Origin of the sequence: Caulobacter segnis ATCC 21756 (assembly GCF_000092285.1) — a bacterium.
Classification (GTDB): domain Bacteria; phylum Pseudomonadota; class Alphaproteobacteria; order Caulobacterales; family Caulobacteraceae; genus Caulobacter; species Caulobacter segnis.
On record NC_014100.1, the window covers coordinates 3,445,292 to 3,458,678 of the forward strand.

A 13,387-nucleotide genomic window follows, 5' to 3' on the forward strand; every position below is an offset into this window, starting at 1 on the left:
TCAGATCCCCTGCCCGGCCGCGAGCTCCAGCGCAGCCTCGAAGGCGGCGAAGGTGCGCAGGGCGGCCGCCAGATCGTCGTCCCCGACACCCGTTAGCATCTGGGCGCGCACGACCTGCACCGCGTCCTCGACAACGGCGGCCAGGGCTTGGCCCTCGGCGGTCAAGTGCAAGGTCTTGGCGCGCTTGTCGGTCGGATCGTCGCGCCGCTCGACGAGGTTGGCATGGCAGAGCTGGTCCAGGATCCGAACCAGCGACGGCCCCTCGACCCCGATCTCTTCCGCCAACGCGCCCTGGCGAAGCCCGCCGCCGGCGCGGGCGATGTGCAGCACGGGCATGGCCTTCGCATCCGAAATACCGTGGGCGGCCAGGGCGCGATTGACCTCCCGCCGGTAGACCCGCGCCAGGCGCAACAGCGATTGGGCGAAGGCGCGTTCGTTCAGGATGCGAGCAGAGGTCATGGAACAACGATCTACTAAATAGGTAGCTTCCTATTTAAATTAGATAGCATCCTACCTTTTTCCTCGCAAGATCGGCCGCCCTAGAAATTTGACACAGCGCAAAAAGCAAAAGGGCCCGGCGCCTAGCCGAGCCCTTCGCGATCGCGCTACCCCAAGGCCTGCTTGTAGAGCGCCAGCAGGTTGCTCCATGCCCGCTCGGCGGCTTCCTCGTTGTAGACTTGGCTGCCCTTCACGGTCCAACCGTGGTTGGCGCCCTCGAAGACCTCGACCTGGGCCGGAAGCTTGGCCTCGGCGAAGGCGACCTTCAGCTTGTCCTTCACCGTTGGGTCCTGCTTGTCGTCGTTGTCGGCGATCTCGATCAGGTACGACGCCTTGGTCTTGGGCAGCAGCAGGTGCGGGCTGTCGGGCTTGGCGGTCAGCAGCCCGCCGCCATGGAACGAAGCCACGGCCGCGATGCGCCCCGGCACGGCCGCCGCGGTCTGGAACGACAGCGGTCCGCCCATGCAGTAGCCCTGCACGCCGGCCTTCTTGGCCTTGTTGGTCTGCGGCTGGGCGTCGAGGAACGCGATGTAGGCGACCGCGTCCTTGGCCGTGCCCTCGGGCGTGACCGTGGCGCGCATCGGCATCAGCTTGGCGCGGTCCTCGGGGTTGGCGAAGTTGAAGCTGCCCTGGATCACCGGCGCCTTCTGGACACGGTAATAGAGGTTGGGGACCAGCACGACATAACCAGCCGCGGCGAGGCGACGGCCCATGTCGCGGAACACCGGCCGCAGGCTCATCACGTCGGGCCACAGCAGCACGGCCGGGAACTTGCCCTTGGCCTTCGGATAGAACAGCGCCGCGTCGGCGGTCCCGTCCGGCGTCTTGATCTCGACATCCTTCTCCACGACCGTGTCGTCCGCGCGGGCGACGGTCGCGACACCGGTCAAGGCGACCGTCATCAGGCCGAAGGCGCGGCGGGAAACGCTGGGATCGTGCACGAGGCCTTGGTGGATATCGTCATCGCACATGGCGGTCTCCTCCGGATGATTGGGCGGGCACGCTATAACCGCGTTATCCGTTCGCCTATCCACTTTACGTCGTAGGTCAGGTTCCGGACGTGTAGGTCGCCTTGCCCGGCAGCAGCAGGTCCTGCTTTCGACCGTCGCACAGCGCGTAGCTGAAGCCCGACTGGATCGCCCAGGCGCCGACCTCGCCCTTCTTGTTGATGGCCAGGAAGCCGACCTGGATGTCCTTGGCCTGGGGCTTCTTCTTCAGGATGCGCTCGACAGCCTCGCGACACGCCGCCTCGGGCGAGCGACCTTGGCGCATCAGTTCGACCACGAGAAAGCTGCCGACATTACGGATCACTTCCTCGCCGACGCCGGTCGAGGTCGCGCCGCCGACCTCGTTGTCGACATAGAGGCCCGCGCCGATGATCGGGCTGTCCCCCACTCGGCCGCGCATCTTCCAGGCCATGCCGCTGGTGGTGCAAGCGCCGGCGATGTTCCCTTTGGCGTCGATCGCCAGCATGCCGATGGTGTCGTGGTTGTTCGCGCCGCCCGGCGTGCCCAGCTGGCCCGTGGTCTTGCCGTAGTCGCCGACCTCGCTGTTGGCCTTGGGCCGGTACTTGGCCTCTTTCTTCCAGGCCTCCCAGGCGGCCTTGGATTCGGGAGTCAGCAGCTCTTCGCGCGGGAAGCCCTGCTCCAGGGCGAATTGCAGCGCGCCCGCGCCGACCAGCATCACGTGGGGGGTCTTCTCCATGACCCGGCGGGCGACCGAGATCGGGTGGGCGATGTGCTCCAGCGCCGCGACCGAGCCGCAGTTGCCCAGCTCGTCCATGATGCAGGCGTCCAGTGAGACATGGCCGTCGCGGTCAGGATAGCCAGCGCGGCCAACGCTGTGGTTCTTGAGATCCTGCTCGGGCACGCGGGCCCCGGCCTCGACGGCGTCCAATGCCCGGCCGCCCTTCGAGAGCACCGCCCAGGCGGCCTGGTTCGCCGGCACGCCGAAATCCCAGGTCGAGATCACGCAGGGCCCTTGCAGTTGAACGCTCTCGCCCGCCGCCGCGGCTGCCCGCCCACTGATCATCGCCGATCCAGCGAGGGTCGCGCCAATCAGGCCTCTACGATTCATCATGCCGGTGTGCTCCAAGAAGACCGCCGAATCCGTAGCACGGCAGGAGAGAGACGATGATCGCTGACCGCGTCCTGCTGGAAGTCTGTGTCGATACGCCCGCCGGATTGGCGGCGGCGATCGCTGGCGGGGCGGATCGGGTCGAACTTTGCGCGGCCCTGACCCTGCAGGGCCTCACGCCCGCTCCCGGCCTGATGGCGCTGGCGGCCGCCTCGCCCATCCCGGTCTATCCGATGATCCGGCCACGCAACGGCGACTTTTGCTACGACGGCCGCGACCTGGACACCATGAAGCGCGACGTCGACGCGGTTCGCGCCTACGGCCTCGCGGGGGTCAGCATCGGCGCCAGCCGCCCCGACGGCGAGCTGGACCTCGAGGTGCTCCACGCCCTTGTCGAACATTCCACGGGCCTGGGCATGACCCTGCACCGCGCCTTCGATCTCGTGGCGGATCAATCGGCGGCGTTGGAGATCGCCGTCGAGATGGGCTTCGAGCGCGTGCTGACCTCGGGCGGGGCGATCAGCGCGCTGGTCGGCGCCGAGCGGATCGCCGCCCTGGTCGACCAGGCGAGCGGCCGCATCGGCATCCTCGCCGGCGCTGGGGTGCGCGTATCAAACGTGGCGGACCTCGTTAGAAGCACGGGCGTGCGCGAGGTGCACGGCTCGTTCGGCGGCGCGCGACCGGGCGCGGACCCGGCGTCGAAGCTGGGCGCCATGGGATTTGTTCCGCCGACGTTGCAGGACACCGACCAGGCGACGGTGGCCGAGGTGGTTCGGATCCTGCGCGGCCTGCCCTAGCCCTCGATGATGTGCGGCACGAACCGCGAGCGGTCGCGCGTCACGCGACCCCGGTCCTCGCGCACGCCGATCCCGGCCGGCTGGTCCCCGATCACCCAGGAGCCGACGACCGGATAGTTCGCGCCGAAGCGCGGCGGCGGCTTCAGTTCCTGGCGGATCCAGCCTTCGGCGCCATAGCCCTGGTCCAGCACCCGACCCTTGCGACCGTTGGTCCAGAGCTCGACGTTCGCGCCTTCACGGCTGAACAGCGGCTTGCGGGCGTAGCTTGATCCCAGGCGCTCGACCTTGGGATCGTCATCGAAATAGGTCTCGAGCAGATTGGGGTGCCCCGGATGCCGCTCCCACAGCAGCGGCAGCAGCGCCTTGTTGGACAGCAGCGCCTTCCAGGGCGGCTCGATGAACAGGGTCTTGGAGCCGGCGATGTTGGCCGCGTACGGCTCGCGCAGCATGTCCTCCCACGGGTACAGCTTGAACATCGCGCCGATGAGGTAGTTGTCCTGGTCGACGAAGCGGCCGTCGGCGTCGAGGCCGATCTCCGTCGTCGGCACGAACTTGGGCTCCAGCCCCGCCAGCCGCGCCATGTCCTCAAGGAACCGCACCGTCTGGCGGTCCTCCACGAAGTCCGGGTCGCTGGCGAAATGGACGAAGCCGCCATTCGGGAAGATCTCGCGGAAGCGTTCGGCCAGCCGGTCGTGCAGGCTGTTGAACTGGTCCGTGCTCTCGGGCAGCGCGCCGCGCTGGATCAGGTCTTCCAGCCACAGCCACTGGAACACCGCCGCTTCATAGATGCTGGTCGGCGTGTCGGCGTTGTACTCGTAGAGCTTGGGTGGCCCCGCCCCGTCGTAGAAGAAATCGAAGCGGCCATAGAGCGATGGATCGCGCGCCTTCCACGAGGCGGCCACGACGTCGCGCGAGGCCTCGGGGATCTGGAGCTTCGCCATCAAGGCGTCGCTGCCCACGGCCTCCTCGACGACGTCCAGACACAGCTTGTGCAGGGCCTCGGTCGCCGGCTCCAGATGACCCTCGACCTCCTCCAGCGTGAAGGCGTAGGCCGCCCGCTCGTCCCAGTAGCGACGGCCATCGGCGTGATGCCAGGTGAAGCCGACGGCCTCGGCCTTGGACTTCCAGCCCGGCCGAGGCGTCAGGGAAAGACGGCGCATCAGGCGTCCTTGGACCCGGCCTTCACCTTGTCCTCGATGGCCAGCATCGGCGCGGGCAGAGCCTCGTCCTTGGGCGCCATCAGGCGGGCCAGCACGTCCTCGGCCCCGCCGCCGCCCGGCAGGATGCCCGCCGCGGCCAGCTTGGCGTCGAGATCGGCGCCGGTCTTGCGGTCCTCGGTCTCGCCGTGCAGGCGGAACTGCTCCTCGCGCACCGCCTGACGCTCCTTGATGCGCTTGAGGCTGTCGGCGGCCGAGCCGACGACGCCACTGGCCGAGCCCGAGCGCGAGATCACGGCGGCCTGGGCCTTCTGAACGCTCTCGTTGACCTTGACGATCTCGATCTCGCGGCGCAGCGCCTCGACCTTGGTGTCGGTCTGGGCGATGATCGTGCGCAGCTTTTCCTCGGCGGCGCGAAGCTCGGTCATCTGGGTCGACTTCTGCGTCGCGTCCTTCTCCAGATCGGCGATGCGCTGGGCCACTTCCAGGGCCAGGGCCTGGTCGCCCTTGCCCATGGCCGCGCGGGCCGAGGCCTCGTACTTGCGGATCTGGTCCGTCAGGCCGGCGACCTCGGTCTCCAGCGACCGGCGGCGGGCCACCAGCTTGGCCAGTTCGTCCCGGGCCTTGCCCTGGGCGTTGTCGGCGTCGCGGATTTCCTGGTCCAGGATCCGCAAGGCGTTGGCGTCCACGATGGTCTGCGCCCCGTCGTGCGCGGTCCCGCGGAACAGGGCCGAGAGCTTGCTCCAGATCGACATTAGAAGGTCTCCAGGTCTTGTTCGTTAGGCGGCCGCGCCGCGGCTCTTTTCGAAACTGTCGCGCAGATCGCTGGCGGCGGCGATGGCGTTGTCGGCCAGGGTGCGCAGCTCGATCAACAGGGTCTGCAGGGTCGTCTTGGACGAGATCTCGCCCATCAGCTCGTAATAGTCCCGGCCTTCGATGGTCGTGATGCCGAAATTCGACAGCGGCACGATCTTCTGGGCCTTGAGCAGGAATTCATTGAAGGCCGCGCGGTCGTTCTGCTCGTCGCAGGGCCAAAGCAGGGTTGAAACCACCAGCTGCAAACCGCCGCCGCTGACATAGATCGGCAGGTCGCCGAACTCGTGCATCACGACCAGCAGCACGGGCTCGACGCCCTCGACGACGGTGACGGTCATTTCGCCCTCACGGACGAGCGAACTCTCCACCAGCCCGTCACGCAGGGTGTGGATCGTCCAGGCGGTGTCGATAACGGAATCCATGTGTCTGACGCCCTTGGGAGGGTTGGGGTTGGTCTTCAGCGCCGGCCCGCGGGCCGACTCCACGACGATGGCTTGGACAGCCGAAAGGATGTCGGGCTTGCACGCCGCCGGCGCCCACACTTCGATCTTCACGAAGCCGGCTTGCCGACGGGCTTCACGCCACGCGCGGGTTCTTTCGGCGGCCTGGGCGCCTCTCGTCGGTTTGGCAGGCATGCGTTACATGTACGCATAACATGTACGCTTGACAAGACGCCGTCCGGCGCCATCCTGCGCTCGACTTCACCAAGGGACAAGCGCGTCCGGCGGTAGAGCTGGCTTGGTCGCTTAGATGGGCTCGCCGGCCAGGTATTCGAGGGCTCGCGAACGGCGATGTTCGGAAAGCTTTTCGGCAGAAAGGACGCCCAGCGTCCCGCCCTGCCCGTCATCCGCAACGTGACCATCGGCCGGACCGTGGTTCTGGACCCTCTAGCCTGGCGGCGCTTCAGCGGCGAAGCGAAGTTCGCCCTGGATCGCGACACTCTGGAGATCACGGCCCAAGGCCTGATCCACCTGAACGACGGCGCGTTCGTGCACCGCTTCTATACGGACGACGAAATCCTGTTCCAGGTGGTCTCAGACGACCGCGAGGGCCAGCGCGCCAATGACTTCACGGTCTTCGTTCCGTGGTCCAGCGCGTACCCGGCCGATCGCGCCGATCGCGACCTGTGGGCCGAGCGGCTCCGGGCCCGCGCGTTCCAGGCCGAGGGCCTGCCCGAGTACCGCCGCTTCTGGTTCGGCGAGGACGCCGAGCGGCAGGATCCCGTGACGCTGTGGGAAGACGTCTATTATGACCGCGAGGGCGCGGCGCCCGACCGGCGGCTCTTCCAGACCACCATGCTGTTCCACCGCGAGCTTTCGGGCGGCGAAGGCCGCGAGCTTTTGCTGGCGTTGACCGCCGAGCCCGAGGATGGCGACGTGACACACGAGACGATGATCGGCCTGCCGCTGTCGGTAGGCGAGTTCAAGGCTTAGGGAGAGGCCGATGTTCGACTTCACGGCGTTCCAGGACGGGGCGATCGCGTTCCTGGTGGCCTTCGTGGCCGCCGGCCTGTTCACCATCGCCTTCAAGTACATCTATCAGTGGGTGACGCCCTACAACGAGAAGGCGCTGATCCGGCAGGGCAACCTGGCTGCCGCCATCGCCCTGGCCGGCGCCTTGATCGGCTACGTCCTGCCGCTGGCCTCGGCGCTGAGCCACACGGTCAGCCTGCCGGAGTTCGCCGCCTGGGCGACCCTGGCCGGCGTCATCCAGATCGCCGCCTTCACCGGCGTGCGCCTGGTCGCCCTGCCCGACGTCAAGGCGCGGATCGAGAATGGCGAGACCTCGATCGGCGTCTATCTGGCGGGCGTCTCCATCGCCGTCGGCGTGCTGAACGCCGCCTGCATGACGACCTGAGGAGCGGAGCCATGAGCACCCGTAAGCGCTCCACATCGCTGCGACTGACGACCATGCTGGCCGGCGCGGCCAGCCTGACTCTGGCGGGCTGCGACGATCCTGGCGCCGGCGCTCAGGCCGGCTGGGATCCCAATCGCGGAGAACAGGTCGAAGCCTTCAGCTACAAGTCCCTCGAAGAGTGCAAGGCCGCCAACGAGGTCTCGGACCAGCAATGCGACACGTCCTGGGCGACCGCCCAGAAGGACGACCAGAAGAACGCGCCGCGCTATGAGGCCCGCGCCTCCTGCGAGGACGTCTATGGCGCCGGCAACTGCGTGCCGCGCAGCGAGCAAGGCGGCGGCAGCTTCTTCACGCCCCTGCTCACCGGTTTCGTGATCGGCCGGATGCTGGACGGTGGAGGCTACCGCGGAACAGGGCTCTATCGTGGGAACGACGGCTACTACTCCACCTGGGGCGGACGCCTGGGACGGGACTACGGCACGGGCCGGACGGTCATCACCCGCGAGAGCATCGACCCGCCGGACGTCATCCGCAACGCGCCCCCCAAGGTCCAGACCCGCACCTCCGTCGTGTCGCGTGGGGGCTTTGGCGGCGGCCGCAGCTACGCGCATAGCGGCGGCTTCAAGGGCGGTTTCGGCGGTTAGATCGCCGACGCATTTTTGCGATTGACTCGCAACTAGACATCCCGTTTAGTTGAGAAGTGTTCGCAAGAACGCGTCGGGCCGCTCACCGAAGTCGGTTCGCCAGGGCGGGTGTCGGCCCCCTGCTCGGCGAGGAGATTTCCGGCGTGCGGTCCGACCTTTTCCCCGATCTCTTCCACGGCGCTTGCGTCGACGATTGCGGCCCGATGGAGCTGACGCGCGGCGAGCGCGTGCTGCTTTGGATGCTGCGTCAGTGGGTGACGGCGCGCGTGCTGGACCAAGAACCTGGCGCGCGCCTCTCGCGAGAGGCCGGCGCCCTCGTCTCCCCGCGCGTGGCGTCGGCCTTCATCCTGATGATGACGACCATCGAAGGCCAAGTGCGCCGCCCCCTGTGCGTCGCCGCCCCCTGCCGCCAGGGTTACGCCGAGGACGAGCAGCGGCTGATCACCGCCTGCGGGGTCTGTCCGGCCTCGCCGGAGATCGCCGGCTGGCTATTGGAGGACATGGTGACGACGCCGGAGCCGGTGATCGTCGCCGCGCGTTTTCTGAACATGGCCCTGGCTCATGAAGCGCTAGCCCTGCCGCTGCGGTTCGACGAGCCGGCGCGCGCGCCGACGGCGCGGCCGACCTTGCACTGACCTATCGATACCCTTGATGAGCCAGGCGCTGGGCCAAGGCCCGCGCCGCCATCTCGACGTCGCGCCAGGTCACGTCGAAATCGCTGGCGTCGCCGTAATAGGGATCGGCCACCGCCTTGCCCTCATAACCGGGCACAAGATCCAGCAACAAACCCAGCTCAGCCGTCGCGTTCTGCGGCGCCAGGGCCCTCAGGCCGTTCAGGTTGGCCTCGTCCAACGCGTAGATATGGGTGAAGACGCGGAAGTCGTCCTTGGTCACTTTGCGTGCCCGCTGACGGGCGATGTCAACGCCGTTGCGGCGCGCGGCGGCGATCGCGCGAGGATCGGGCGGCTCGCCCGCGTGCCAACCGCCGGTGCCGGCGGAGTCGATGAGGACGTCCAGTTGCATCCGCTGGGCCTCGGCCCGGAACGCGCCTTCGGCCAGGGGAGAGCGACAGATGTTGCCCAGGCAAACGAACAGAACCGAAGCCTTCGCCATCAAGCCCTTCCCCAACCACCGCCGCCCGGCGTCTCGATCACGATAGCGTCGCCTGCGCCGACTCGCACCAGATCCGTGGCCGCCAAGGATTGAACCTCGCCGTCGGCGCGTTCGATACGCGCCGCGCCCAGCGCACCGGGCTGGCCGCCTTCCATGCCGAAGGGCGGGACGCGACGACGGTTTGAGAGCAGGGTGACGGTCATCGGTTCTCGGAAGCCGATCTTGCGCACGACCCCGTCCCCGCCGCGATGCGTCCCTTCGCCGCCGGAGCCGCGCCGGATCGAGAAGGCTTCGACCAGCACTGGATAGCGCGCCTCCAACACCTCGGGGTCGGTCAGGCGGCTGTTGGTCATGTGGGTCTGGACCGCGTCGGTCCCGTCGAAGTCAGGGCCGGCGCCGGAGCCGCCGCAGATGGTTTCGTAGTACTGCCGCCGCGCGTCGCCGAAGGTGAAGTTGTTCATCGTCCCCTGCGCCGCCGCCATCACGCCCAGCGCGCCGTAAAGCGCGTCGACCACCACTTGGCTGGTCTCGACATTGCCGGCCACCACCGCCGCCGGATAACGCGGCCGCAGCATCGAGCCCTCGGGGATCACCAACTCCACCGGTCGCAGGCAGCCGTCGTTCATCGGGATCTCGTCGTCCACCAGCGTGCGGAAGACGTAGAGCGCCGCCGCCCGGCAGATCGAGGCGGGCGCGTTGAAGTTGGTCGGGACCTGGTCGCTGGTGCCGGTGAAGTCGACGCGCGCGGTGCGGGCCTGCTGGTCGACCGCGATCGCGACCTTCACGACCGACCCGTCGTCCAACTCATAGGCGAAGCTGCCGCTCTTCATCGTCGCCAGAACCCGGCGGACAGCCTCCTCGGCGTTGTCCTGGACGTGGGCCATGTAGGCTTCGACGACGTCCTGGCCGAACTCGGCGACCATCGCTGTGAGCGCTTCGGCGCCACGCGCGCAGGCGGCGATCTGGGCCTTGAGGTCGCCGATGTTCTGGTCGGGATTGCGGGCCGGCCACGCGCCAGAGGCCAGCAGGGCCCGGGTCTCGGCTTCGCGGAACCGACCGCCCTCGACCAGCAGGAAGTTCTCGATCAGGACGCCCTCTTCCTCGACCGTGCGGCTGTTCGGCGGCATCGAGCCCGGCGTGATCCCGCCGATGTCGCCTTGGTGCCCGCGCGCGGCGACGTAGAACAGCAGCGCGCCCTCAGCATCGAAGACAGGCATGACGACGGTCACGTCCGGCAGGTGGGTGCCGCCGTTGTAAGGCGCGTTCAGCATGTAGACGTCGCCGGGCTTCATGCCGCGACCGTCCGAGAGGCGCGCGTCGCGGATCGCCCGCACGCTGTCGCCCATCGAGCCCAGGTGCACCGGCATGTGCGGGGCGTTGGCGATCAGGGCGCCGTCCCGGTCGAACAGGGCGCAGGAGAAGTCCAGCCGCTCCTTGATGTTGACCGAATAGGCGGTGTTCTGCAGGGCGAAGCCCATCTCCTCGGCCACGGCCATGAAGAGGTTGTTGAAGACCTCCAACATGACCGGATCGGCATCCGTCCCGATCGCCTTGCGGCTCGGCAGGGCGACGACGCGGTCGAGGATCAGGTTCAGGCGCGCGTCGACCGTCGCGCGCCAGCCGGGCTCGACGACCGTGGTGCCGGTGGCCTCGCGTATGATCGCGGGCCCCACGACCTCCGCGCCGACGGCGAGAACTTCGCGGTCGAACACGGGCGCCTCATGAGACACGCCCGCCATCCAGGCTTGGACGGTGGCGATCGCCTGGGGAGCTCCAGATGTCTTGGTCTCGCCGAAGCTTGGTTCTGCGCCGGCGTCCGCGTGGCCGATCGCCTCTACCGACAAGGTCTCGGCGACCAGCGGCGTCGTCGGCGAGACGAAGCCGAACCGCCGTTGATGTTGCTCCTCGAACGCGGCGCGGACTTCGGCCGGCTCGCCGAATGGCACGACCAGCGGCGTGTCCGTGCCCGCGTACTTCACGCGCAAGCTGGCGACCGTCTCGACCGACACCAGGGGGATGTCCTGAGCGCGCAACGCGGTCGCCGCCTCGCCGGCCAGCGCCGCCGCGCGGGCCGCCAGATCGCCCGCATCGTCCAGAGCCCGCTCGACCGTCTCCTCACGGATCAGGCGTAGGTCCGCCAACCCCATGCCATAGGCCGACAGCACGCCCGCGAACGGGTGGATCATCACCTTGGTCATGCCCAGCGCGTCGGCGACTAGGCAGGCGTGCTGGCCGCCAGCGCCGCCGAAGCACGCCAGGACATAGCGCGTGACGTCATAGCCGCGCTGGATCGAGATCTGCCGCACGGCCTTGGCCATGTTCTCGACCGCGATGGTGACGAAGCCCTCGGCGACCGCCTGAGGAGTCATGGCCTTGCCGGTCGCCGACGCGACCTCCGCCGCCATCGCCTCGAAGCCGCGCGTCACGGCCTCGACGTCCAGCGGCTGATCGGCGTTGGGGCCGAACACCTTGGGGAAGAACTCCGGACGCAGCTTGCCCAGCATGACGTTGCAGTCGGTGACCGTCAGCGGCCCGCCTCGGCGATAGGCCGCCGGTCCGGGAACCGCGCCGGCAGAGGCCGGACCGACGCGCAGGCGCGCGCCGTCGAAGCTGCAGATCGAGCCGCCGCCGGCCGCCACGGTATGGATGTTCATCATCGGCGCGCGCATCCGCACGCCCGCCACCACCGTCTCAAAGGCCCGCTCGTACGTTCCCGCGTAGTGGCAGACGTCGGTCGAGGTGCCGCCCATATCGAAGCCGATCACGCGCTCGAACCCAGCCTCGCCCGCCGTCCGCGCCATGCCGACCACGCCGCCGGCGGGCCCCGACAGGATGGCGTCCTTGCCCCGGAAGGCTCGCGCGTCGGTCAGGCCGCCGTTCGACTGCATGAACAGCAGCCGCGTGTCGTGGCCCCCTCTTTCCTTTGCTTGAAGGGCGCCGGCGACCTGGTCCACGTAGCGGCGCAGGATCGGCGAGAGGTAGGCGTCGACCACCGTCGTATCGCCGCGCCCGACCAGCTTCATCAGCGGGCTGACCTCATGGCTGACCGAGACCTGTGTGAAGCCGATCTCGCGGGCGATGGCGGCGACGCGCGCCTCGTGATCCGTGAATCGGAAGCCGTGCAGCAGCACGATCGCCACGGCGCGGAAGCCGGCGTCGTAGGCGGCTTGCAGTCCGGCGCGCGCGGCGGCTTCGTCGAGCGGCCTCAGCACCTCGCCCTCGACACTCATGCGCTCGTCGATCTCGACGACGCGGTCATAGAGCGCCTCGGGCTTGACGATATGGCGCTCGAACAGTTTGGGCCGCGCCTGGTAGCCGATGCGCAAGGCGTCGGCGTGGCCCCGGGTGATCGCCAGCACCGTCGGCTCGCCCTTGCGCTCGAGCAGGGCGTTGGTCGCCACCGTGGTGCCCATCTTGACCGCGTCGATGGTCGCGCCTTCGGGAAGCAGAGCCCGGACGCCCGCCACGGCGGCGTCGGCGTAGTGCTCGGGATTTTCCGACAGCAGCTTGTGGGTGACCAGCGACCCGTCCGGCCGCCGCGCGACGATGTCGGTGAAGGTGCCGCCGCGATCGATCCAGAACTCCCAGCCGCGCGGTTCTTGGGTCATGAGGGGCGGAACTCCTTGCTCCGCCACCTCATAGCGGTTGAAGCCCCTACTTCAACAGCCCCAGCAACTCCGCCGCCTGCCACAGGCCCAGCAAAACGAAGATCACCGCCGCGCCGACGCGCACATACTTCAGCGGCACCACCTTGGTCGCCGCTTCACCCAGATACACGGCCGGGACGTTGGCCAGCATCATGCCCAGGGTGGTGCCGGCGGCGACCCAGGCGATCGAGTGGAACTTGGCGCCCAGGGCGACGGTGGCGATCTGGGTCTTGTCGCCCATCTCGACCAGGAAGAAGGCGATCGTAGTGGTCAGAAACACGCCATAGCGGCCTGCGTTCTGGCCTTCCTCGTCATCGGCCTTGTCGGGGATCAGGGCCCAGCCCGCCATGGCGATGAAGGAGATGGCGATCGCCCACTTGAACCCGTCGCCGCTCAGGAAGTCCGACACCCAGTAGCCCGCCGTGGCGGCCAGGGCGTGGTTGGCCAGGGTGGCGACCAGGATGCCGAGGATGATCGGGACAGGCTTCTTGAACCGCGTGGCCAGGATGATGGCCAAAAGCTGAGTCTTGTCGCCGATCTCGGCGATGGCCACGACCAGGGTCGAGACGAGCAGGGCTTCCACTGAAACAAATCCTCCGGGCCGGGCGCATGCCAATAGCGTCGACGCCCACCCGGCCCGGATGGAAATCGGCGCCATTGGTCTCGCCAAGGAAGCTTCACGTCCGCTTCCCTTCCCCGCGCCATGCTTCCGGAGAAGCAAGTGTGTTGACGGCGGGGCCCGCTGATAGGCGCGGGCGGCTACTCCCCAAAGGTGGGGCGCG

General features: G+C 68.2%; 14 protein-coding genes. 5 read left to right on the forward strand and 9 right to left on the reverse strand.

Going from position 1 to position 13,387, the window contains the following annotated elements; all coding sequences use genetic code 11:
* From CSEG_RS15815 to CSEG_RS15825, 3 genes are all read right to left on the reverse strand, one after another.
* Window positions 1-459 (reverse strand): MarR family winged helix-turn-helix transcriptional regulator, encoded by a 459-nt coding sequence (locus tag CSEG_RS15815; RefSeq protein ID WP_013080238.1) that lies wholly within the window; start codon window positions 457-459, stop codon window positions 1-3.
* A 146-nt stretch (window positions 460-605) separates the two neighbouring features.
* Window positions 606-1,469: a dienelactone hydrolase family protein gene (locus tag CSEG_RS15820; protein WP_013080239.1), complete on the reverse strand. Its 864-nt coding sequence runs from the start codon at window positions 1,467-1,469 to the stop codon at window positions 606-608.
* A gap of 76 nt (window positions 1,470-1,545) precedes the next feature.
* Window positions 1,546-2,577 (reverse strand): N(4)-(beta-N-acetylglucosaminyl)-L-asparaginase, encoded by a 1,032-nt coding sequence (locus CSEG_RS15825; protein ID WP_013080240.1) that lies wholly within the window; start codon window positions 2,575-2,577, stop codon window positions 1,546-1,548.
* Between the two features lie 53 nt (window positions 2,578-2,630).
* On the opposite strand from CSEG_RS15825, the gene CSEG_RS15830 reads away from it, so the two are divergent.
* Window positions 2,631-3,371, forward strand: a complete 741-nt coding sequence (locus CSEG_RS15830) for a copper homeostasis protein CutC (protein ID WP_013080241.1) — start codon at window positions 2,631-2,633, stop codon at window positions 3,369-3,371.
* Here CSEG_RS15830 and CSEG_RS15835 read toward each other — a convergent pair.
* Genes CSEG_RS15835 through CSEG_RS15845 form a run of 3 tightly spaced genes read right to left on the reverse strand, consistent with a single transcriptional unit; the run spans window position 3,368 to window position 5,979 of the window.
* A complete protein-coding gene (locus CSEG_RS15835; RefSeq protein ID WP_013080242.1) occupies window positions 3,368-4,531 on the reverse strand; it encodes a glutathionylspermidine synthase family protein in 1,164 nt (387 codons plus the stop codon). The genes CSEG_RS15830 and CSEG_RS15835 overlap by 4 nt on opposite strands.
* The gene (locus CSEG_RS15840) at window positions 4,531-5,283 is read right to left on the reverse strand and encodes a PspA/IM30 family protein (RefSeq protein ID WP_013080243.1); all 753 of its coding nucleotides are present in this window, start codon (window positions 5,281-5,283) and stop codon (window positions 4,531-4,533) included. Before CSEG_RS15840 ends, CSEG_RS15835 begins: the two co-directional genes overlap by 1 nt.
* Before the next feature lie 24 nt (window positions 5,284-5,307).
* On the reverse strand, window positions 5,308-5,979 hold the full coding sequence (locus CSEG_RS15845; protein ID WP_013080244.1) for a YjfI family protein: 672 nt from the start codon (window positions 5,977-5,979) through the stop codon (window positions 5,308-5,310).
* 156 nt (window positions 5,980-6,135) lie between these two features.
* On the opposite strand from CSEG_RS15845, the gene CSEG_RS15850 reads away from it, so the two are divergent.
* From CSEG_RS15850 to CSEG_RS15865, 4 genes are all read left to right on the forward strand, one after another.
* Window positions 6,136-6,777 (forward strand): YjfK family protein, encoded by a 642-nt coding sequence (locus CSEG_RS15850; protein ID WP_013080245.1) that lies wholly within the window; start codon window positions 6,136-6,138, stop codon window positions 6,775-6,777.
* Between the two features lie 10 nt (window positions 6,778-6,787).
* Window positions 6,788-7,201: a DUF350 domain-containing protein gene (locus CSEG_RS15855; RefSeq protein ID WP_013080246.1), complete on the forward strand. Its 414-nt coding sequence runs from the start codon at window positions 6,788-6,790 to the stop codon at window positions 7,199-7,201.
* An 11-nt stretch (window positions 7,202-7,212) separates the two neighbouring features.
* Window positions 7,213-7,845, forward strand: a complete 633-nt coding sequence (locus CSEG_RS15860; protein WP_013080247.1) for a DUF1190 domain-containing protein — start codon at window positions 7,213-7,215, stop codon at window positions 7,843-7,845.
* A 143-nt stretch (window positions 7,846-7,988) separates the two neighbouring features.
* Window positions 7,989-8,480, forward strand: a complete 492-nt coding sequence (locus CSEG_RS15865; RefSeq protein WP_013080248.1) for a hypothetical protein — start codon at window positions 7,989-7,991, stop codon at window positions 8,478-8,480.
* A gap of 1 nt (window position 8,481) precedes the next feature.
* On the opposite strand, the gene CSEG_RS15870 is transcribed toward CSEG_RS15865, so the two are convergent.
* From CSEG_RS15870 to CSEG_RS15880, 3 genes are read right to left on the reverse strand one after another with little or no spacing between them, the layout of a single operon-like run.
* A complete protein-coding gene (locus CSEG_RS15870; RefSeq protein WP_013080249.1) occupies window positions 8,482-8,958 on the reverse strand; it encodes a low molecular weight protein-tyrosine-phosphatase in 477 nt (158 codons plus the stop codon).
* On the reverse strand, window positions 8,958-12,566 hold the full coding sequence (locus CSEG_RS15875) for a hydantoinase B/oxoprolinase family protein (RefSeq protein WP_013080250.1): 3,609 nt from the start codon (window positions 12,564-12,566) through the stop codon (window positions 8,958-8,960). Before CSEG_RS15875 ends, CSEG_RS15870 begins: the two co-directional genes overlap by 1 nt.
* 46 nt (window positions 12,567-12,612) lie before the next feature.
* Window positions 12,613-13,188 carry a TMEM165/GDT1 family protein gene (locus CSEG_RS15880; RefSeq protein WP_013080251.1) on the reverse strand — a complete coding sequence of 192 codons (576 nt, stop codon included), beginning with the start codon at window positions 13,186-13,188 and terminating at the stop codon, window positions 12,613-12,615.
* Window positions 13,189-13,387 lie beyond the last annotated feature (199 nt).